At 66.2% G+C, this 22117-nt stretch carries 15 protein-coding genes; 2 read left to right on the top strand and 13 right to left on the bottom strand.

Features of this window, described 5'->3' with window-relative positions; all coding sequences use genetic code 11:
• From N7650_RS23000 to N7650_RS22950, 11 genes are all read right to left on the bottom strand, one after another.
• Positions 1–3469, bottom strand: a 3469-nt coding sequence (locus tag N7650_RS23000) for a hemagglutinin protein (protein ID WP_279900164.1), incomplete at its 3' end; no start/stop codon positions are given.
• Positions 3470–3499: 30 nt separating this feature from the next.
• Complete coding sequence (locus tag N7650_RS22995; protein WP_279900163.1) at positions 3500–6721, bottom strand: hypothetical protein; 3222 nt, start codon at positions 6719–6721, stop codon at positions 3500–3502.
• A gap of 85 nt (positions 6722–6806) precedes the next feature.
• Positions 6807–8639 carry a Hint domain-containing protein gene (locus N7650_RS22990; protein WP_279900161.1) on the bottom strand — a complete coding sequence of 611 codons (1833 nt, stop codon included), beginning with the start codon at positions 8637–8639 and terminating at the stop codon, positions 6807–6809.
• A 250-nt stretch (positions 8640–8889) separates the two neighbouring features.
• The gene (locus N7650_RS22985; protein ID WP_009401534.1) at positions 8890–10833 is read right to left on the bottom strand and encodes a response regulator; all 1944 of its coding nucleotides are present in this window, start codon (positions 10831–10833) and stop codon (positions 8890–8892) included.
• Positions 10823–11695: an ATP-binding protein gene (locus N7650_RS22980; RefSeq protein WP_279900159.1), complete on the bottom strand. Its 873-nt coding sequence runs from the start codon at positions 11693–11695 to the stop codon at positions 10823–10825. Before N7650_RS22980 ends, N7650_RS22985 begins: the two co-directional genes overlap by 11 nt.
• A complete protein-coding gene (locus N7650_RS22975; protein ID WP_279900156.1) occupies positions 11688–12713 on the bottom strand; it encodes an ATP-binding protein in 1026 nt (341 codons plus the stop codon). Before N7650_RS22975 ends, N7650_RS22980 begins: the two co-directional genes overlap by 8 nt.
• The gene (locus tag N7650_RS22970; protein ID WP_009401528.1) at positions 12704–13108 is read right to left on the bottom strand and encodes an anti-sigma regulatory factor; all 405 of its coding nucleotides are present in this window, start codon (positions 13106–13108) and stop codon (positions 12704–12706) included. The genes N7650_RS22975 and N7650_RS22970 overlap by 10 nt, the downstream gene beginning before the upstream one ends.
• Positions 13105–13467 carry an STAS domain-containing protein gene (locus tag N7650_RS22965; RefSeq protein WP_009401527.1) on the bottom strand — a complete coding sequence of 121 codons (363 nt, stop codon included), beginning with the start codon at positions 13465–13467 and terminating at the stop codon, positions 13105–13107. Before N7650_RS22965 ends, N7650_RS22970 begins: the two co-directional genes overlap by 4 nt.
• Before the next feature lie 4 nt (positions 13468–13471).
• Positions 13472–14323, bottom strand: coding sequence for an STAS domain-containing protein (locus N7650_RS22960; protein ID WP_009401526.1), 852 nt, complete (start codon positions 14321–14323; stop codon positions 13472–13474).
• A gap of 298 nt (positions 14324–14621) precedes the next feature.
• A complete protein-coding gene (locus tag N7650_RS22955) occupies positions 14622–15383 on the bottom strand; it encodes a class I SAM-dependent methyltransferase (protein WP_279900152.1) in 762 nt (253 codons plus the stop codon).
• 100 nt (positions 15384–15483) lie between these two features.
• The gene (locus N7650_RS22950; protein ID WP_009401521.1) at positions 15484–16911 is read right to left on the bottom strand and encodes a PLP-dependent aminotransferase family protein; all 1428 of its coding nucleotides are present in this window, start codon (positions 16909–16911) and stop codon (positions 15484–15486) included.
• A gap of 454 nt (positions 16912–17365) precedes the next feature.
• Here N7650_RS22950 and N7650_RS22945 point away from each other — a divergent pair, with 454 nt between their 5' ends.
• Positions 17366–18787: an amino acid permease gene (locus N7650_RS22945; RefSeq protein ID WP_009401519.1), complete on the top strand. Its 1422-nt coding sequence runs from the start codon at positions 17366–17368 to the stop codon at positions 18785–18787.
• Positions 18788–18889: 102 nt separating this feature from the next.
• Here the strand turns inward: N7650_RS22945 and N7650_RS22940 are convergent, their stop codons facing one another.
• A complete protein-coding gene (locus tag N7650_RS22940; protein WP_009401517.1) occupies positions 18890–20293 on the bottom strand; it encodes an amino acid permease in 1404 nt (467 codons plus the stop codon).
• 69 nt (positions 20294–20362) lie between these two features.
• The gene (locus N7650_RS22935; protein ID WP_279900149.1) at positions 20363–21394 is read right to left on the bottom strand and encodes a histone deacetylase family protein; all 1032 of its coding nucleotides are present in this window, start codon (positions 21392–21394) and stop codon (positions 20363–20365) included.
• 122 nt (positions 21395–21516) lie between these two features.
• Between N7650_RS22935 and N7650_RS22930 the strand changes: the two genes are divergently transcribed.
• Positions 21517–22002: an Lrp/AsnC family transcriptional regulator gene (locus N7650_RS22930; protein WP_279900147.1), complete on the top strand. Its 486-nt coding sequence runs from the start codon at positions 21517–21519 to the stop codon at positions 22000–22002.
• Positions 22003–22117: the final 115 nt, after the last annotated feature.

Below are 22117 nucleotides of genomic sequence, written 5' to 3'. Positions count from 1 at the left end.
GGTCGGCATTGCCCGGCGGGAAGCTCCAGGCCAGCACCGAGAGGGCGAAGCGGCGCATGCGCAGCAGGTAATTGAGGCGGTTGTCGCTGTCGCGCCAGGTTTCGAAAAGGAAGTTGCGAAAGCCCAGCTTGAGCACGCCTTGCAAGGGCAGGCTGCCGTTGAGGGCGTTGGACATGCCCAGCTTGATCCCGAGGTACACCGGCGGTTCGCCGGCCACCGGCTCCGGGCCCCAGGCGGCGAGCAGGGTGATCTTCAGACCGATGGCGCCGCTGAGGGCGCCGAGGGTGCCCATGTCCAGCGCCAGGCTCAGGCCGAACCAGGGCGCGGCCAGCGGCTGCTGGTCCAGCGGTGCGCCGATCGAGGTGAAGCCGAGGCTTTCCGGGGTGGCCCCTTGCGGCGGCTGGCCGGCCGGGGCCAGGTCGGGAGCGGCGACCAGGCCGTCGAGACGCAGCGGGAAGTTCTCCACCAGCGACGCCGGCCGCGCCAGCGAGGCGCCGGGGCCGGTGTCGAAACCCACCCCGGCCTCGCCCGAGGTGAAGTGCTGCGCGGACGGGTCCTCCATGGCGAAGGACATCGCCACCACCAGGCCCTGGAAACTCAGGTAGCCATTGACCAGGTCGCCGGCACCATAGCCGAACAGGTCGAACCCGGGGATCTCGACGAAGCCGAGGCGGCCGGACAACACGAAGTTGGCCGTGAGCAGGCCGTCCACCGGAGCGGCGGCGGTTTCCAGGCGACAGTCGCGGATATCGATGGACGACAGCGCCGCGCCATTGCTCTGGAACACGTTGTCACCGAGCAGGCTGAACGAGTAGCTGGGCTGGCCGCCGATACGCTGGTAGCTGCCGGTAAGGATCAGGTTGTTGCCGCGGGCGCGGTCGACCTTGGCCAGCCACGAGGCGAACAGGCGGTTGACCATCAGCTCGGCTTCGGCGGAGAAGTCCACCACCCGTGCGTTGTCGAAGCGCACGCGCATGGACAGGGTCTTGTAGCCGAAGGGGATGGTGGTGGAGGCCACCAGGTCGTCCGGGTCGTTGTAGTCGATCAGGCCGAATGCTGCGGTCTGGCCCAGATCGATGACACCGCCGCGCGGCGTGTAGGGCGTCAGCGAGAAACCGATGTGGTGGGCATAGAAGCGTGAACGGTCGACCCCGGCGGCCATGAAGCGCAGGGCCGAGGGCATGTCCTGGAAGTCGATCGGCGCATTGAGGAACAGCACGCCGTTCCACTGCGGGTTGTCCAGCACCTCGTGGTAGAACAGCACCAGCGGATCGGCTTCGCCGATGTCGGGGTCGAGCACGGCCAGGCGCGCCTTGGCGATCACCGCGTCGAGGGCGGCCCGGGTCGGTGCCAGGCTTCCGTCCGGGGCCTGCGCCACTTCCGGCCAGGACCAGGCGCCGGTGTCGGCCACCAGCTCGGTGATGGCCCGGCCGCAGTATTTGAACAGCATCAGGGTCGGCGTCAGGGCGTCACTGCGCCAACTGCGCGGCGAGAGCTGGAAGGTCCAGCCTTCGATGTCCGCGCGCAGCAGGCCCGCTGCTGCCTGGGCCTGGGCCAGGTAGTCGCCGGCACTGGCCGCGACCGCTGCATCGAAGGCGGCTTCGTTGGGGAATTCCGGGTAGCCGAGGGCCTTCAGCGCCGTGTCGATCGCCTGGGCCTGGGCGACCGGCACCCCGGCGGCGAGCAGGCGCGGGACGGCGTTGGCGGCGGTCAACTGGTAGGCCACCGAGCTGCCCTGGTCCATGAAGGTCTCGACATCGGCCACCACCATGAACAGCTGGTTGGATTGCAGGGCCGCCTGGAAAGGCGGCTTGACCTCGGTGAGGATCAGTTGCCCGGTATCCGATTGCGGCATGTTGGCGAACAGCACCCCGGCCCAGGCGGATTGCGCCTGGTCGAGCACGGCGATCAGGCCGCTGGGGGTGACGCCCAAGGGCGGGGTATCCGCGGCATTGGCCTGGACACCCAGGCGCAGCCGGCCGGTGGGAGCCAGGCGCGGTGTGTCCAGTGGAGGCAGGCCGATCAGGGTGCGCCGGGTCGGTGCCAGGGCGGCGTCCTCCAGGCGCGCGGCCTGGTCGATGGCGCTGGCGGCGATGCGCCCGTACACACCCATGGGCCACACCGTTGGCGGGCTCTGCTGGCTGGCCTGCAGGGTCGGCAAGGTGGCGGCATTCATGTTCAGGTAGGCCAGGAAGCCCGCCACCGGTACCCGCGCCGCGTTGAACAGCGGCGAGCGCGGTGGTTGTGCTTCGTAGCTGCGGCCATTGCCGCCATCGGAGAGCACGGTGGCCCAGGCGGTGGTGCCGAGATCGCTCAGGGTGCTGCCGCCGGCATCCTCGACAGCGGGCGGCAGGTAGGCCGCACCATTGGCCTGGAACAGCAGCAGCGAGGTGCCATCCTGCGGCAGCACTACGCTCTCGGTGCCGGAAACACCGAGGATCAGGCGGGTGTTGCCGTCGCTGCTGCGCGCCTGCTGGGGCGTGCCGAGGTCGAACAGGCCATCCGGCGCCAGGTGCCAGACCAGGCTGGCGCTGGCGGCATCGGGGGCGTCGAATAGCGGGGTGCGGCCGAAACTCAGGCGTGCGTCCGGCAGGTCGCCGCTGCCGGCGCGGGGCGTGGCCTGGGTGGCATGTCCGGTATTGCTGAGCTGGGCAAAGCCGAGGGTCGGTGCCTGGTTCCCGGCAGTGACGAAAACCAGCGCACTGCGCTGCGGCAACTCCGGATTCAGTGGATCGAAGGCCAGGGTCAGGTCGAAGGGCGTGGCATCCAGTTGGCGGAACAGTGGCATGTCGATGATGCTGACTTCACCCACCGGGCTGTCGGCATCGGCCTCGCCGTAGCGCAGCATGACGCCGAGGCGCTGCATGTCGTCGGCGTCGTCGCTGCCGCCATTGCCGGCACGGATGCCGAAGGTCAGGCAGCCGAGCTGTCCGCCGGCCAGTGGTAGCGGGCACTGCGTCTCGAGCGGCGCATAGATTCCGCCAGGGGCGTTGAAGGCCAGGCCGCTGGCGGCGAACAGCAGGCTGTCGCCGCCTGCCTCGACTAGGGTCGCACCCCGTACGGTCACGGCGTAATCGCCGAGGGTGCATGCCGAGTCGCGGACCACGCGCCAGGTCCCGGCCGGGTCGCCGGCGCTGGCGGGCAGGGCGTCGATGCCGTGGGTCTGCCATTGGCTGGCCGGGTCCGCCGGGTTGCTGATCCACAGCAGGCGCAGCCAGCCCTTGGGCGACAGGCGCGGCCACAGGGCACGCAGGTCGCTGACGAAACTCGCCGGATCGGCCGGCGCACTGCCGAGGAACAGGTAGGCGCCGCCCAGGTCAGCCCAGGTCTGCGCCAGGCTGGCGCTGGCACCAAGGTCGCTGCCGGGGCTGGCCAGATAGCCAGCCCAATACGCCTCCAGCCCGCTTTCGGCGAGGGTGGAAAGGCGGTACAGGCCCGCCGTGACTTGCTCGAACACCGGTACGCTCATGACGGCTCCCTGTCGCGAGGCGGTGAAGGGTCAGGGCTGCCGGGTGGTGACGCTGTCACCCGGCAGCAGCGGCACGGACAGTTGCGTCCAGCCCGGGCCGTAGTTGCCCAGCCCGCTCCAGTCCAGGCGCAGTGGCCAGGCCGTGGTACCCAGTGGCGCGTTTGCCGCCAGTACCGCCGCGCCCAGTCCACGCAACAACTGCACGCCCTGCACCGGCAGCGATGCAGGCACCGGCATGCGTCCGGCCTGGGCCAGCAGGTTGGCCACGGTAGTACCGACCGGGACCACCAGCGGCGTGCCGTCGAGGGTCACCCGCAGGCATGCCCTGGGCACCACGCGGCCGCGGAAATAGGCGACCGGCACGCTACCGCCCGGCACATTGCCGGCACTGCTGAGGGCGGTGAAGCTGGGGGCGGCGGCGAGGGTGAAGTTGTTGGTCGTGGTGGTTACCGCCGGGTCGCTGGCACTGGCCAGCGCCGAGGGCGAGAACAGCCGGTAGAACGGCGTGACGAAGGCCGGGAAGTACAGGTCGGCGGCATCGGCGACGCCGCCCATTTGCTGGGTGGTGTCATGGGACGGGGGCGGGTTGACCGACAGCGCGCCACCGCTGACCAGCTGGCCGATGAACGAGTCCCAACCGGTGCTGATGCCGCCGGAACTGTCGACGAACTGTCCCACCGGGTAGTCCACCGTCGGCCCGGTCACGTAGCCGTTGCTCCACTTCAAATCCGAGGTCGATTGGGAAATGGTCTGGAACGGGCTTGCGGCGACCCGCAGGATCATCCCCGGGCGCAGGTCCACCGAGCCGAGCGTGGCGCCGGTATCGGGCGACGGGAACGACAGGCCGAAGGCGTAGTACAGCGACTCCTCGAAGGTTTGTGGCATGGTCCGGGCCAGGGCGTCCTGCACGGCGATGATGCCCCAGGCGGCTGCACCGGCACTTTCCAGCGCCTGGAGAAAGGCCACGTAGGCCTTGAGCAGGCCGCTGCGGATGGGCTGGGTGTCGAAGGTCCAGGGCGAATCGGTGCCGCCGGAGGCGATCGCCAGGCTGTAGGGGTAGGTGCTGCCCGAGGCGGCCGACAGGGTGAACGGGCCATTGCTGATGGGCAGGTTGGCGAGGCTGCCGGTCTTGCCGATCTGCGGCAGGTACAGGGTCAGCGCAGTGTCGGGTGCGGTGCCGCTGAGGGCGGTGCTCAGCGCTGCCGCCGGGATCAGGTGCGGGAAGCTGGTGGAGGCGGCCTGTGCCGAGGGAATGAAGGCGCTGCGGTACAGGGCCGGGGCCTGGCTGGCCGGGCCGATATTGGCGATGCCCAGCACCGGCTGGTTGGCCTGGACCACCACGCTCAGGCCCGCCGCCGGGTTGCCCGGGGTATAGGCCCAGCTTTGTTCGAGCACCCCGGCGCTGGAGGTGAAGGCCTGGTCCACCGAGGTCGTGCCGTCCACGGTTTTCAGCACCGATACCCGGTAGCTCTGGCCGTCGCTCACGGCGCTCCAGCGGGCGCTCAGGGTGGCACCGTCGTAATCCACCCGCACATCCCGCACCGGCGTGGTGGCCAGAGCGAACGCTGCGCTGACCGGGCCGACCAGGGTGCAGCCATCGACCACTCCGGCGCTGCGCAGGGTGACCAGGGCCGGATTGCCGCCGCTGGCCAACTGCGCAGGGGTGAGGGTGGTGCTGGTGCCGGTCAGGTCCAGATGCTGGCCGCCGGGCAGGCTCAGGCGGTAGCCGGGCGCGCCGCTCAGCGCGGCCCAGCTCAGGGTACCGCTGCCACTCACCGCATCGGTGTCCCAGCCGCTGATCTGCGGGATGCCCAACGGGACGCCGAGGGCGCTGGTGCTGGTGTTGCGCACCACGCCCCTGGCCGGTGCCAGGCCGACGCTCAGCGCCGCACCGGCGGCGTTGGCCGGAAGGACCAGGCGCGCGGTATTGCCATTGACCGCGAAGCTGCTGCCGACAGTGCCGTCGAGCAGCAGGCTGACCGTGGTCAGCTCCGGGCTGGTCAGCGAGGCCGGCGCTTGCCAGGTGATATCGAGACTGCCGCCATCGGCGCTGACCACGAGGGTGGTGAAGCTGGCGCTGCCGGTGATCAGCGGCAGCAGTTCGCCCTCGGCCCCGACGCCATCGCCGGCGTTGTTGGCGATGATCTGCGCCACCCAGGCCTGGGTAGTGTCCAGTGGTGCGCCCAGAGGGATGCTGCCCGAGGTGGCCCCGGCGTTGCTGATCGTGGCGGAAAAGCTCTGTCCGCTGGACAGCGACAGGGCCTGCAAGGTGTAACCGGTTACCGCCGGGTTGTAGGGGATCACCCAGCCGAGCTTCAGGGCGCTGCCGTTGTAGTCCGCTGCCGTCAGCACGGGGCGGGTCGAAACGATGGCGGCGAGGGGGCTGACCAGGCCGGCGCCGCTGGCGGTCAACGCCGTCACCGAGAGCTGGAAGCTGGCGCTGTCGGCCAGGGGCGCGGGCAGGGCGAGGGTGGCGTTGTTGGCGTTGGCCCCCGGTACTTCGACGCTGTAGCGGGTGCCACTGGCCGCATCGCTGGCGCTCAGGCGGTAGCCGACGATCTGGCTGGCACCGCTGCCGGTCCAGCGCGCGATGATGCGATTGCCGTCGCGGTACAGGTTGGTCTTGCCCAGCACCGGACGGACCATCGAAGCGGGCGGGAAACTCGCGGCGGCAGAACGCGCGCTGGCACTGTTGGCACCGACCGCAGCGACGTACACCACCCATTCCGAGTTGTCGCCCAGGCCGCCGCCGAGCTGGGCGTTATCGACCACTGCCGAACGGGCCCCGGTACCACTGACGGGAATGCTGTAGGTCGTGCCGATGCTCTGTGATACCACCACGATCTCGTAGCCGGCCGCCGCCTGCCACGAAGGTTGCCAGGTCACCTGCAGCGCATGGCCGTCGTACAGCGCCTCGTCCAGGGTCGGCGCCAGCGTTGGCAGGAGCACCGGGGCGCTGTTCTGCCCGGAACTGCCACCCCACTGCGCCTGGACCACCACCTGCCAGGCGACGTCGGTATTCAGCGGCTGGCTCAGGGGCAGGTTACCGATCCCGGTGTTCTGGCCCTGGAAAACCTGGCTTTGGTAGGCGATCACCGGCTCGCCGCCACCCAGCCAGGCAAGCTGGATGATATAGCCGGTGACCCCGGTATCGCTCGACGGGGTCCAGGTCACCCGTACGCTGTTGCCGTCGTAGATGGCGGACTGGATGACCGGATCGGTGTTGTTTTGCGCTTGTGCGTGGGCGGCCATGCGAGCCTCCGGAAGAAGGGCTGGAAAGAGGAAGCCGGACAATGAAGGGCGTCGGGGGATGCGCGCGGACCCATCCCCGCTGGCGTCACGGGTCGGGACTGTTGTCGAAATCCTGCAGCCATTCCTTGGGCAGGCTGGCGCGGATTTCGGCGCGGCTGCGCAGCGGCGTGCGTTCGCCCACCGAGGCCAGCGACTGCTGCATGTTGGCGTCGCCGGTGAGCAGGCCGCCGGCGTAGTAGGTACCGGAGGTCGGATAGGGCTGGGTCAGCAGGTTGTGCACCTTGCCCTTGTAGTCTTCCAGGGTCAGAGAGGTGACCCGGGCCTTGCCCTCCAGGCTGGCCAGTTCGTCGCCTACCCGCAGGTAGCGAGCCTGCAGGGGCAGGCCGTTGGCGAGGATCATCGGGTGGGTGCGGGTCACCAGGAGGTCATGGCCGGCATCGGTCTTGATGCGGATCATCGGATGGGGCTCGGTGCCTTGGGTGGTGCCGCGTACCTCGCTGGTCTTGCCGTCGGCACTCTTCACCGACTCGCCGCCCTTGCCGGTGAAGGCCTCGACCGCGCGCTTGCTGCCGTCGGCCAGGGTGATCTCGGTGCCCTCGGCCAGGCAGCCCTGCATGATGTACAGCGGCGGAATGATGTTGACCCCCGGGGTGCCGAGGTAGGTGCGGTCACTGGTGAAGTTCAGGGTGCCGAACGGTGGCTCCTGGCCCTGGCTGCCGTTGAGCGCGACATAGGCGGTGACCCACAGGTTGGCGGCGGTGCCGTCGTAGTAGTTGATGCAGTTGCCGGTGTTGGGGAAGGCCGAGGCCGGGTAGTTCCACGAGATGGTCTGGCCATTGGCCGTCCAGTATTGCTGTTCGAGCACCGTGCCTTGCTGGAAGTACACGTTGCAACCGCCGCCGGCGGGGTTCTGGATATAGATCGAGGTGACCCCGGCCGGTGGCGAGACCACGGTGTTGGCGAAGGTGGCCGATCCCGACAGCGGGAAGACGAAATTGGTCGGGTGCGCCGTGGAGTTCCAGTAATCGCATTCCTGCTGGCTGCCGCGGTACCAGCACAGCTTGATCGGCGTGGTGTTGGCCTTGGTGTTGGTGCAACTGGTCTCGTAGCTGCCGGTGCAGTTGCCGCTGGCGTTGCGCACGCAGTAGTTGGGCTGGTTGAGGCAGGCGCTGGTGGGGTTCAGGGTGTCCTGAAAGGTCTGCACGTAGACCACCGGCGGATCGGTCGGGCCGGCATTGGCCGGGTAGTAATAGAACAGGCCCTTGGCCTGGGTGGTCGGGTTACCGTCGGCGGCCGGCACCTGGCCTTCGACCTGCACGCGGAAATCCGTGCCCTGGCTGAACTGGCTGCCGGACTTGGTGGCGTAGACCTTGCCGGTCTCGACTTCGTACAGCTCCATGACGATGGAGGTCGAGGTGGTGCCGCCCGCCACCGAGGAAATACCCGTGGCCTGGTAGCCCGGCTGGGTGGCCGAGAGGGTCGCCCGGGCCTTGGCCGGGCTGCTGCCGGTGCCGTTGTCCTGGGAGAAGGTGGCGATGAAGTTGAGGTTCTGGATACCGTCGCTGGCGGCGGCGTTGACGGCCAGCGCCCGGTTGGGGCGGGTAGCGTTCTTCTGCAGCGCGGCAGTGGCGATGTCGCGGCCGTTTTCCAGGGTACGGAACAGTTGCGGTGAATTCTCCGGGGTTTTTCCGGCGCGCTTGAAGGTTTCCGTGATGTAGCGGTAATGCAGCGGATTGGCCAGGTCGAGGCGGTGCGGGATGCCCGGTTTTACCTCGGCGTCGAGGGCCTTCATGTCGGCCTGGGCCTCGGCCAGCAGCGCCTGGGGAGCGGCCAGGGCCGGGGTGGTCGCCACGGCGGCGAGCACGGCCAGCATGAGAAAAGCGTGACGCACAGCTCGAACGAAATCGCGAGTCGCCATGGTGATCTTCCCTGAGTGGTGGCTGGCGGCTCACTGGCAACGGGTACCAATTCCTTGTGAGCGCCGGGTGCTCGAACCATAGTTGCGGGCTGGGCAAATCGCAAATGATTATTTCGGCGTTTTTTATCCCGCCAAATAGCGTTGCGTGCTGAGCAAGTGCCCGGAAATGCGGGTTGTCGAGGAATTTCGTGACTGATTGGTCAGATTCCGGAGGGTGCATGCCGGCCGCTTTTTCACGCCAGCATGCCCGTCAACCTTCCAGTGCCCGCCGTACCTTCTCGAGCAACTCGCTGATCTGGAACGGCTTGAACAGCATGTCCATCCCCGGCGCGAGGAAGGCCTGGCGGTTCAAGGCGGTTTGCGCATAACCGGTCATGAACAGCACCGGCAACCCGGCCCGCCAACCGCGCGCCACGTCCGCCAGTTCCCGCCCGCTCATGCGCGGCAGGCCGACATCGGTCAGCAGCAGGTCGATGGAGGCGTCGCGCTGCAGATGCTCCAGGGCCAGCTCGATGCTTTCCACCGTGGTGCAGCGATAGCCCGCGTCCAGCAGCACCTCGCTGACGAACAGGCGCACGGAGGCCATGTCCTCGACGATGAGGATATGCTCGCCCTGACCCTGGGGATCGACGCTGCCCTGCGGCTCCGGCGGCAGGTCCGGTACGTCGCTGCCGGCCGGCAGCAGCAGGGTCACTTCGGTCCCACGGCCGATGACGCTGCGGATATGCGCATCGCCGCCGGACTGGCGGGCGAAACCGTAGATGGTCGATAGCCCCAGCCCGGTGCCCTGACCCAGCGGCTTGGTGGTGAAGAAGGGTTCGAAGACCTTGTCGATCACGCTGTGGTCGATGCCGATGCCGTCGTCGCGCACCGACAGCGAGACATAGGCGCCGTCCTGCATTTTCGGATTGCCACGTGAATAGGCGGCGTAGGTGCTGATCCAGATATGCCCGCCCTGGGGCAGGGCATCGCGGGCGTTGATCGCCAGGTTGAGCACCGCGCTTTCCAGTTGCACCGGGTCGACCAGGGCGATGGCCGGCTGGTTGGTCAGTTCCAGCGTGAGCACGATGCGTTCGCCGATGGTGCGGATCAGCAGCTCTTCCAGCGAACGCACATGCTCGTTGATGTCCACCGGCCGGGTGTCCAGCGGTTGCTGGCGGGCGAAGGCCAGCAGGCGGTGGGTCAGGGCGGCGGCGCTGGTGGCCGAGTTGAGCGCCGCCTCGGCGTAGATCTGCAGCTTGGGCGACGCCTGGGTGCCGGCCTGCTTGCGGATCAATTCGAGGCTAGTGATGATCCCGGTGAGCATGTTGTTGAAGTCATGGGCGATGCCGCCGGTGAGCTTGCCCAAGGCATCCATTTTCTGCGCCTGGAGCAGCTGCTCCTCGGTGCGTGCCCGTTCGGCGACTTCCTTGGCCAGCTGGATGTTGGCATCGTCCAGTTGGGCCCGGTGCGAGCGTTCGCGGTGGCGGTGTTCGGTGACGTCCTCGACGAACACCAGGCTGGAGCCGGGCGTACGGTACGGCGAGATCTGCCACTCGGTTTCGCGCAGCTCGCCCTTGACCCGCATGTTCAGGGTGCCTTTCCAGCGCTCGCCTTCGGCCAGGCGCAGGCGCAGTTCGCCGACCACCGAGGCGTCGTTGTCCTTCAGCGCCGCGTCCAGGGTCTGCGGGGCCTTGATGCCTTCGAGCAACTGGGTGAAGGCATGGTTGCACTCATGGATGTTGAGGCTGGCGTCGAGCACGGCGATGGGCGCCGAGACATTGGCGAAGATCTCGCGGAAGCGCGCCTCGCTTTCGCGCAGGGCGTTTTCCGTGTCGCGCACCCGCAGCAGGGTGCGCAGGGTGGCGAGCAGCACGTCGGGATCGATCGGGTGGATCAGGTAGGCATCGGCGCCGGCGTCGAGGCCGGTGATGATGTCGCCGGTCTGGATCGACGCCGCCGACACGTGGATCACCGGCAACAGCGCGGTACGCGGGTCGGCGCGCAGGTTGCGGACGATATCGAAGCCGCTCATGTCCGGCAGGTTGACGTCGAGGATCAGCGCATCCAGGCGCTCCTTCTCGATCAGCGCCAGGCCTTCGCCCCCGGTACCGGCCTCCAGCACCGTGTAGCCCTGGCGATCGAGGCGGCGGCGCAGGGCGTAGCGGGTGGCGCTGTTGTCATCGACGATCAGCAGGCGCAGGTTACGTTTCATCGACGGCCTCCGTGGCCATGGCCAGCGGGATGATGACGAAGAAGGTCGAGCCGACCCCGGGTTCGCTGCACAGCCCGACCTGGCCGCCGAGCAGCTCGGCGAAGCGCTTGCACAGCGACAGGCCGAGGCCGGTGCCGCGCAGGCGTTTCTGCAGGGGCGAGTCGACCTGGGAGAAGTCCTCGAACAGGGCACCGTGCAGTTCCGGGGAGATGCCGATGCCGGTGTCGCTGACCGCGAAGCGGATGCGGTCGTTGCCTTCCAGGCTGGCGGAGACCCGTACCTCACCGCTGGTGGTGAACTTCAGCGAGTTGGAAATGAAGTTGCGCAGGATCTGCGCGAGCTTCTTGTCGTCGGTGTAGAGCCGTGGCAGGCCGGTGGGCTCTTCGAAGATCAGGTCGACGTTGGTGCTGTTGACGATCGGCCGGAACATGCCGCGCAGGGCAGAGAACAGGTCGAGCATGTCGAACCAGCCCGGTGAGATGGTGATGCGTCCGGCTTCGATCTTGGCCAGGTCGAGCAGGTCGTCGACCATGTCGCTGAGTTCGCGGGTGGCCGTGCTGACGAAGGCCACCTGCTTGTGCTGCTCGGGGCTCAGGGGGCCGTCCAGCTCGTCGGCGAGCAGGCTGGTGATGCTCAGGATCGAGCCCAGAGGGGTGCGGAACTCGTGGCTCATGTAGGAGAGAAAACGGCTTTTCAGGTCCGAGGCCTGGCGCAGTTGTTCGGCCTGGGTGTCCAGCTCGGAGTACAGGGCCAGTACGCCCTGGTTGGTTTCGTCGAGTTCGGCACGCAAGGCATCGGCCTCGCCCTGCAGGCGCTCGAACAGCGCACGCTGTTCGGCATTGAGGTTGGACAGGTCAGTCATCGACGGTCTCCAGGGCCACCACCAGAACGGTCACGTCGTCGCGACCACGGTTGAAATCACGGTGCAGCACGGTGGCGATCACCGCCGGGTGGCGCTGCAGCAGGCCGGGGTAATCGCGCAGGTTCCAGCGTGATTGCAGGCCGTCGCTGTGCAGGATCAGCAGGTTGCCGGTTACCCCAGCGTAGTCGAAGGTCTGCACCTTGCGGTACTGGGCGCCGACGATGCCCGGATGGGAGGTCAGGCCGCGGTTTTTCTCCGGGCTGACCAGGCTGGCGGCGATATTGCCGATGCCGGTGAAGTGCAGGTCGTCCCGTACCCCGTCGAACTGGGCGATGCCCACGGCGCCGCCACGGCTGTGGAGCATGGCTTCGTGCATGTCGGCAACCAGGCGCTCGGGGTCGGCGAAGGGCGTGCGGGCAAAGGCGGCGCGGCCGGCGAGGGCGGCCTGTTCGGCCTCGCTGCCATGACCGAGGCCGTCCAGCACCAGGGCGCTGATCTGCGCGCCGCGCACCACCAGTTCCCAGGTATCGCCGCAGGCCGGGTCGTCGAGCAGCGAATGATGGCTGACGCCGAAGCGCAGGTCGCGCTTGCGCTTGCCCGGGCCGCCGTTGCGGTAGAAGCGCGCCAGCAGCACGGTGCCGCGTTGGTCGGCATACATGTCGAAGACATCGGCCTGGCGCTCCACCGCGCCCAGGCCGATGCCCTGGGTACCCCGGGTGGAATAGCCATCGGTCAGGCAGGTGTCGCGATCGAAGCCGCCGCCACGATCCACGGCCAGCACCTCGATGCCTGCGCCTTCGGGATGGGGCAGCGCGCGCAGGTGCAACTCGCCGCGGGCGGCATGCTTCAACAGGTTGCTGGCCAGTTCGGTGGTCACCAGGGCGACACGCCCGGCATCGCTTTCGTCCAGCCCTTGCTGCGTTGCCAGCTTCTGCGCGGTACGCCGGGCATGTCCGATCTGGGAATCTTCTTCGATCGCCACCACCAGGGTCGGCGATCCTTCAACGCTCAAGTCCATCGGGTGATCGTCACGCAGGTGCCCTCGCCGGGCGCGGTTTGCAGGTCGAATTCGTCCACCAGGCGCCGGGCCCCGGTGAGGCCCAGGCCGAGGCCGCCGCCGGAGGTCCAGCCGTCGGTCAGGGCCAGGCGCACGTCGGGGATCCCCGGGCCCTGGTCGCGGAAGCTCAGGCGCAGACCGACGCGACCGATATCTTCCAGCACCTGCCAGTCCATATCGCCACCACCGCCGTAGACCACGGTATTGCGTGCCAGCTCGCTGACCGCAGTGACCAGCTTGGTCTGGTCGATCAGGCGCATGCCGCATTCGGTGGCCAGCTTGCGCGCGGTCTGCCGGGCCAGGACCACGTCCTGTTCCAGGCGTACCGGTTGGGTACCGCTGCTGCGCAGGTTCATGAGCGTTCCACCCGGTCGCGAAGTTTCTGCATGCCGCGCTCCACGTTCAGCGCCGTGCTGACCCCCGGCAGGGTCATGCCCAGCTCGACCAGGGTGATCGCCACCGAGGGCTGCATGCCCACCAGTACGGTCTGCGCGTCCATGATCCGCGAAAGCCCGGAAATGGTGCCGATCATCCGGCCGATGAAGGAATCGACCATGTCCAGCGCCGAGATGTCGATCAGCACGCCCTTGGCCGAGGTGCGGCTGATGCGTTCGGCCAGGTCTTCCTGGAGGTTGAGGGCGAGCTGGTCATGCATGTCGACCTGGATGGTCACCAGCAGGTACTCGCCCATTTGCAGGATCGGGATACGTTCCATGGGCTCAGCCCGCTTTCACGGTGCTGACGCCAAGGCGCGACAAGGCCAGCTTGAGGGCGTCGGCCAGGTTGGCCTTGGTGGTCACCCCTTGCAGGTCGAGGCCGAGGTGGACGATGGTCTGGGCGATCTGCGGACGCACCCCGCTGATGATGCAATCGGCGCCCATCAGGCGGATGGCGGTCACGGTCTTGAGCAGGTGCTGGGCCACCAGGGTGTCCACGGTGGGTACGCCGGTGATATCGACGATGGCGATTTCCGCGCCGGTATCGACGATGCGTTGCAACAGCGACTCCATCACCATCTGGGTGCGCTGGGAGTCCAGCGTGCCGATCATCGGCAGGGCAAGGATGCCGTCCCACAGCTTGACCACCGGCGTCGAGAGTTCCAGCAGTTCTTCCTGCTGGCGCTTGATCACCGCTTCGCGCGAGCGCTGGAAGGTGCGGATGGTATGCATGCCCAGGGCATCGAGCAGTTCCGAGACCACCCAAAGCTGTTCGGCCAGGGTCGCCGGTTCGTCGCTGAAATGCTTTTGCAGAAGCGCGAACAGCGGGCCCTTCAAGGTGAAGATGAACGAGGCCGTCTGTTGCGAGTCATGGCCGAGCAGGGCGCGGCTGTTGGAGAGTTTTTCGAGGAACAGGCGGATCTCGTCCCAGCCGGCTGTGCCGATGTTCTCCCCGGTTCTGCTTTGCAGGCTGCTGATCAGCAACTGCAGGAATTCCTGGGTCTGTTGCTGCAACTCCTGTTCCTTCAGGTTGCGGGTGGCGCCTTTATCCTCGAGGTCCCGGGTCCACTCGGCGAGCAACTGGGTGCGCTGCGCCTGGATCGCTTCTAGCGTGCTGGAACTGAGTGCTGCCATGTGAGTGTCGCTCCTGGGATGGGGCCGGTTCTGTTGGATGAACTGCCGGCTTGTGGACAGTAGCACTGCCCTTGGAAAAATGTTTGGCGGATTGCCAGTATGCGGCGGATTGGAACTCCGATCCTTGCGTTGCGCAAATGGTTCCGTGGGGAAGCGGGGATTTTGTTCATATTTTGGCGGCTTGCCAAAAAACCTGTGGGAGCTGGCTTGCCAGCGATGAGTCCGGCACTGGCAGAGCCGTTGTCAAATCTGGCCAAATCGCTGGCAAGCCAGCTCCCACAGGGGCTTTGCAGCGCTGTCAATGATCGTGGATGCGCCCGGCGCGAACGGTCAGTGGCCAGGTCACCCGTCGCCGGGTCGCCGCATCGCCCCATTCCTCGCCCAGCGCCTGGGCCAGCACATCCACCGGGTTGATCCCCTGTGCCTGCTGCGCTGCCTTCACCGCCGACCAGGTGTTCAGGTAGCCGACCAGTTGCGCCAGGGTCCAGTGCATCTCGATCACTTGCGGCGGTATTTCGATCGGGGCGAAGGGAAACGGCAGCTCGCGGTAGCCGCTTTCCACATGGCGCCGCTCCGGCGGCCAATAGGGGGCGAGGGTCTGGTAGTAGAACGTCTGCAGATGACGATCCAGTTCACCCTCCAGATGCAGCACGCCGTAGGTGATCAGGGCGATGGCTGCCTGGGGACGGGCGATGCGCCGGGCTTCGGCGTAGAACGTGTCGAGGTCCAGCCAGTGGGCGGCCTGGGCCACGGTCACCAGGTCAACGCTGGCGTCAGGCAGGCCGCTGTCCTCGGCCAGGGCGGTGCGGTAGATCACGCCCTCGCGTGGTTCGGCGTCGGCGATCTGCGCGGCGCTGGCGTCGGTGGCTATCACCTCGTCGAAACGTTCGGCCAACAGTACCGACAGCTGCCCGGTGCCGCAGCCGCAGTCCAGCACCCGGCCGGTGCCGGGGCTGATGCTGGTCAGCTCATCGATCAGCTCCAGCGGGTAGCCCGGACGGTAGGCCGCGTAGCCGGCCGAGCCGCTGGAGAAATGATCCTTGAATGTCGCGCTTGTCATGAAACCGGCCTCTGTCTTTCTTTTTGGATGTGCCGATCCTAGCGAGTGGTTCCCTTGCCGAACATTCGACCTTTTTCTGCCCCGCTGCCGATAAAGACGATCAGCGGTCCTTCACCGCCCGCACATGCTTGACCAGCAGCTTCTCCAGTTGCTCCCACAGCGCCGGATCGGTGCTGAACGCCACATTGAACCGCATCCAGCCGGTCGCCTGGCTGTCGACCATGAACAACTGCCCGGGGCCGAGCATGATGCCCTGGTCCAGCGCATCGTCAAGCAGCGCGGCGCTGTCCGGGATGGCCGGATGGCGGGTCCAGATGTACATGCCTTCGTCGCTGTCGATGAAGCGCTCGAAGCCCAGCCGCGCCAGTTGCCGGCCCACCTCCTGGTGCGCCTCGGCCAGGCGCTGGCGCAGGCGCTTGAGGTGCTTGCGCCAGCGGCCGTCGGTGATCGCGGCATAGACCACCCGCTCCATCACCTGGGAGGTAGTCAGGCCCGAGCGCATCTTCAGTTGCAGCAACTGCTGCATCAGCTCCGGGTTGGCCAGCATGTAGCCGACCCGCACGTTGGGCGAGATGCTTTTGGAGTAGCTGCCGACATACACCACCTGTTGCAGCTGGTCGAGGCTGGTCAGGCAGGGCAGGGGCTCCTCGATCATGTCGGCGTAGAGGTTGTTCTCCACCAGGCGGAAGTCGTGCTGGGTCGCCAGTTGCAGCAGGCGGTGCAGTTGTACCAGCGGAGTACGGGTGCAGGTCGGGCTGTGCAGGTGCGGCTGAGTGAAGAACACGCTTGGCCGGTACTGCTCGAGCAGCCGTTGCAGGTGGTCCAGGTCGTAGCCGTTGGGCGTGCGCGGCACGCCCACCAAGGTCGCGCCCTGGAAGCGCAGGATGCTCATCAGGTTGGGGTAGCCCGGGTCGTCCACCAGCACCACGTCGCCCGGGCGCACCAGGGTGCGTACCGCCAGGTCCAGGGCCTGGCTGGCGCCGTGGGTGAGCATCAGCTGGTTCGGCGGCACCACGATGCGAAGGTCCTGCTGCAGGTTCTGCGCGGTCAGGGTGCGCAGTTCGGCCAGGCCCATGGGATCGCCGTAGCCGCTCAGTTCCAGCACGCTGCTGGCAACCTGGCGCAGCCCGCGGCGCAGGCCGTCCTCGAACATCCAGTCATTGGGCAGCCAGCCACAGCCGGGCTTGAACGCCAGTTGGCGGCTTTCGAAGATCTGTTGCAGGTACCACTCGGAATTGAACGCCGGCTTGGCCGTGTCCGGTTCGCTGGCCTGGGCCTCCAGCAGGTCGCCGGCGGCGCGGTTGACGAAGAAGCCGGCGGTGCCACGGCTGACCAGCAGGCCCTGGGCCACCAGGCGGTCGTAGGCTTCCACCACGGTGAAGGTGCTCACCGAGTATTTCGCGGCGAAGGCGCGGATCGACGGCACCTTGGCGCCTGGCTTGAGGGTCTGGTTCTCGATCGCGTCGCGCAGTCCGTTGATGATCTGGTTGACCAGGGGAGGCGAGGCGTCGGGGCGGAGTTCGAACATGGGAAAACGGTGCCTTCGGGTGAGCGTAACGCCGGCCGCGCATGCGCTGTATTGCATTGGCGACCTGTACAGTGCTGTGACAATCAGTGGGCACTGTGCATGGCTCTTGAGGCCGGACATTTTTACATTAGGTATCAGTTACCGCTAGATCAAAGCCGTGAAGCTTCATGAACAACCGCTCGTCGAACCACAAATTCCCGAGGCGGGGCTCAGTCTCCGCGTCTCTCTCGCTGTCGTCGTGCCCGCAAGGCCGGTGCGCAGTGTCTTCGCAGTAACTTTCCAGGCTTAGCGGACGAGCCTGGGCACGACAACACACTGCCAGCACATAGCCGTTCGTCGGCTCGGGCAGGGTCGTGCACGTCGAATCAGAGCAGCTGATGCAACAAGGGGTGCGACCTCGGGCCGCACTCCTGTCGAGTTTCCTTGGATAAAAAGAACACGGGGTAGACCACTGATGGACGCAACATCCACATCGACTTCGGCAGCGAAGTCGGAGCACGAGAGCAAGCTGGCGGCTTCGCTCAAATCGCGCCACCTGACCATGATGTCGATTGCCGGGGTGATCGGCGGCGCATTGTTCGTCGGTTCCGGCAGCGTGATCCACAGCGCCGGCCCGGCCGCCGTCCTGGCCTACCTGGCCGGCGGCATCCTGGTGGTGCTGATCATGCGCATGCTCGGTGAAATGGCGACGTCCTCGCCGGACACCGGCTCGTTCTCCACCTATGCCGAACGTGCCATCGGGCGCTGGGCGGGCTTCACCATCGGCTGGCTGTACTGGGGCTACTGGGTGATCCTGATGGCCTGGGAAGCCTATGTCGCCGGCAAGATCCTGCATGGCTGGTTCCCTTCGGTGAGCATCAACGAATTCGTGTTGATGGCCACCCTGGCGCTGATCTGCGTGAACTTCTTCAATGTCAAGCACTACGGCGAGTTCGAGTTCTGGTTCGCCCTGATCAAGGTGGTGGCCATCGTCTGCTTCCTGGTGGTGTGCACCGCGGCGGTGATGAACCTGTGGCCGACCGGTGAAGTCAGCGGCATGGCCAACCTCACTGCCCACGGCGGCTTCATGCCCAACGGCATCGAGTCCGTGGTAGTGGCGATGCTCGGTGCGATGTTCGCCTTCCTCGGTGCCGAAATCGTCACCATCGCCGCGTCCGAGTCCAAGGACCCGGCCGGTCAGATCGTCAAAGCCACCAACTCGGTGGTGTGGCGCGTGTGCCTGTTCTACATCGGCTCGATCTTCCTGATTGTCTGCCTAGTACCGTGGAACGACCCGCTGATGGGCACCTCGGGCTATGGCTCGTACCGCCGCACCCTGGAACTGCTGGGTATCCCGGGCGCCGAGTTCATGATGAACTTCGTGGTCCTGACCTCGGTCAGCAGCTGCCTGATCTCGGCCCACTACACCGCGTCGCGCATGCTGTTCTCCCTGGCCACCCGTGGCGACGCGCCGAAGATCTTCAAGATGACCCGCGCCGGCACCGGCGTACCGGTCTTCGCCATTATCGGCTCGTGCTCGATCGCGATCATCTGTGCCCTGATCAACTTCAACGAAGCCCTGCGTCCGAAGGATGTGCTGGACACCCTGATGAACACCACCGGCATGATCGCCATGCTCGTCTACCTGGTGATCGCCTGCTCGCAACTGAAGATGCGCCGCAAGCTGGAAGCCGAAGGCAAGCAGATCCGCCTGAAGATGTGGCTGTTCCCGTGGCTGACCTACCTGAGCATCGTGTTCATCGTTGGTTGTCTGGTGACCATGGCCTTCGTCGAGGAGTACCAGGTGCTGGTGGTTTCCACCGGTGTCGCGGCGATCGTCGTAGCGCTGATCGGTGTGATCGTGCACCAGCGCGCGCTGAAGCAGGCTGCTGCCTGATCGCCCACTGTGGGAGCTGGCTTGCCAGCTCCCACAGTGTTTTTTGCAGACCCTGCAATCTCAACGCTGCTTGACCATCGGACGCAATGTCGCAGGTCAGGATCAGGCGTTGTTCAACTGCCCGGCGGTGCTTTTGCTGCTGCGTCGGCGATACATCAGCAGCAGGAACACGAACCAGACCGGCATCGCCAGTAGCGCCGCGCGGGTATCGGCTTCCAGGGCCAGCAGGGACAGCACGAACAGCAGGAAGCCCAGCGTCGCCATCGCCATCGGCACGCCCCCCGGCAGCTTGAAGCTGGAACGTTGGTGCGCCGCCGGATTGGTGCGGCGATAGGCGAGATAGGCGATCAGGATCATCGACCAGGTGAACAGCACCAGCACTGCCGACACGGTGGAGATCAGGGTGAACACTCTCATCACTTCCGGAATCACGAACAGCAGGGTTAGCCCCACCAGCATGCACGCCCCCGAGAACAGCAAGCTGTAGACCGGCACGCTGAGTGTCGACAGGCGTCCGAAGATCCCCGGGGCATTGCGCCGTTCCGCCAGGCCGAAGAGCATCCGGCAACCGGAATACACGCCGCTGTTTGCCGAGGACGCCGCCGAGGTCAGCACCACGAAATTGATCATCCCGGCTGCGGCGGGGAAGCCGGCGAGCAGGAACAATTCAACGAAGGGGCTGCGGTTGGCCGGCACTTCGGCCCACGACACTACGCTGATGATGCACACCAGGGCGAGGATATAGAACAGCAGGATCCGTGCCGGAATGGTGTTGATTGCCTTGGGCAGGGTGCGTTCCGGGTTCTTCGCTTCGGCGGCGGTGGTGCCGATCAGCTCGGTGCCGGCGAAGGAGAACACGGCAATCTGGAAACCGGCGAAGAAGCCGCTGAGACCATGGGGAAGAATCGCCCCCGGCGTAGCCATATGCCCGAGCGACGCCTGTACGCCGTTGGGCGAGGTGAAGCCTGTGGCGATCATTACCAGGGCGGTGAGGATCAGGGCGATGATGGCGATGATCTTGATGATCGCGAACCAGAACTCCACCTCGCCGAAGATCCGTACCGCCAGCATGTTCAGGCCAAGCAGGAGGAACAGGGTGAAGAACGCCGGCATCCATGCCGGCAGGTCCGGGTACCAGTACTGCATGAAGCCGGCGACCACCACCACGTCGCCGACCACCGCCACGCTCCAGCTAAGCCAGTACGACCAGCTCAGCACGAAGCCGGCCCGTGGCCCGAGGTAGGCTGCGACGATATCGGCAAAAGACTTGAAGCGCAGGTCACTGAGCAACAGCTCGCCCATGGCACGCATCACGAAGTACAGGAAGAAACCGATGATGGCGTAGACCAGGATGATCGAGGTGCCGGCCAGGGCGATGATCTTGCCCGAGCCCATGAACAGCCCTGTGCCGATCGCCCCGCCGATGGAGATCAGTTGGATATGGCGGTTTTCCAGGGTGCGCTGCAGATGCCCGGCAGCCTCCGGGCGTGCGGATGACGTGTGCATTGGTCGAACCTCTTTTTTGTTGTTTTGCTGGATCGCTGAAGCCCCGCCGTGCGGGCGGGGCGGGGTACGTCAGGTGTTGGCTTCGAAGCCCTGCAGGGTATTCACCGCGTTGATGCCGATCTCGTCGACCATGTAGCCGCCTTCCATCACGAACAGGGTCGGCAGCCCGGCCCCGGCGATGCACTCGCCCATGCGCAGGAAGTCCTCGCTGGTCAGGCGGAAATGGCTGATGGGGTCGTCCTCGAAGGTGTCGACGCCGAGGGAAATGATCAGTTGCTCCGGACGGTAGGCGACGATCCGCGCCAGGGCATGCTCCAGCGCTTCGCGGAAGCGGCTCCATGTCGTGCCGCGGGCCAGCGGGTAGTTGGCGTTGCAGCCTTCGCCAGCACCGACGCCTGTTTCCTCGGCATAGCCGGAGAAGTAGGGGTAGGACACGTGCGGGTCGCCGTGGATCGAGGCGAAGAACACGTCCGGGCGGTCGTAGAAGATGTTCTGCGTGCCGTTGCCATGGTGGAAGTCCACATCGAGGATCGCCACCCGCTGCGAGCCCTGGGCCAGGCAGCGCTCGGCGGCGATGGCAGCGTTGTTCAGGTAGCAATAGCCACCCATGTATTCGCGCGCGGCGTGGTGTCCGGGTGGCCGGCACAGGGCGAAGGCGCTGTGATGGCCGTCGAGCACCTTGTCCATTGCGGTCAGCGCCACATCGGCACTGGCGCGCACCGCTTCCCAGGTGCCGGCGGTGATTGGCGAGCCGGCATCCATGGCATAGAAGCCCAGCTTGCCGTCGATGAAGCCCGGTTCCGGGGCACTGGCCAGGTCGCGCACCGGCCAGACCAGGGGCAGGGCGTCGTGGGTCTTGCCGGTGGCCGACCACTCGTCCCAGGCGTTTTCCAGAAAGCTTACATAGCGCTCGCTATGGGCGGCGACGTAGCAGGCGCGGTCATGACGCTGCTCGCCGATCACCTCGCCCAGGCCGCTGCTGCGCACCCGGGCCAGGACGGTCTCGGCCCGCTGCGGTTTTTCGAAGGACGGTGTCAGCGCGCCATCCTTGAGCTCGGTGCCGTGGTGCAGGCGGTGGCTGGAACTGAAAACGGTCAGCACGGGAGTGTCCTCTTTGGGGTGTTGTTGTGAAGACGATTTTCGCGCTGGATCCGGGAAATTGTTTTGCTTTATTTCCTGATAATCGGGTTAAGTGAGCAAATTCATTTCTAGAGGTGAGCGGTATGAGCAAAGACAGTTCTTTCGACTCGCTGGATGGTGTCGACCGTACCTTGCTGGGTCTGTTGCAGGAGGACGGCACCCTGTCCAGTGCCGCCTTGGGCGAGCGCCTGTCGATGTCCGTCACGCCGTGCTGGCGGCGACGCAAACGCCTGGAGGACCTGGGCATCATCCGTGACTACCAGGCCAATCTGGATCGCAGGAAGCTCGGCTATGACGTCATGGCCTTTGCCCAGGTGCGCTTCGGCAATGTCTCCGACAACGCCCCGGACCAGTTCGAACGGGCGATCAAGGCACTGCCCCAGGTGCTCTCGTGTCACAAGGTCACGGGGGAGGCGGATTATGTGCTGACGGTGGTGGCGACGGATCTGGAGAGCTACGGGCGCTTTGTCGAGGACGTGTTGCGGCGCCAGCCGGGGATTGCCTCGATCCAGTCGAGCCTGTCGTTGCGCGAGGTGAAGGCGGTGACGCGCTTGCCGGTGCCGGAATGAGGCGGGGCTGCACGCTCCGGACTGCGGAACTGTTCGGGAGAGCTGTTGCCTGATATTGCTGGAAGTGATTTTCATTCGAACCTTCCACCGGATTTTGTCTAAGCTCTCAAGCGAT

Origin of the sequence: Pseudomonas sp. GD04058, assembly GCF_029836855.1 — a bacterium.
In the GTDB taxonomy this organism is placed as follows: domain Bacteria; phylum Pseudomonadota; class Gammaproteobacteria; order Pseudomonadales; family Pseudomonadaceae; genus Aquipseudomonas; species Aquipseudomonas bharatica.
Note: the sequence above shows the minus strand (reverse complement) of the source record. Positions and strands in the feature narration are given on the sequence as shown.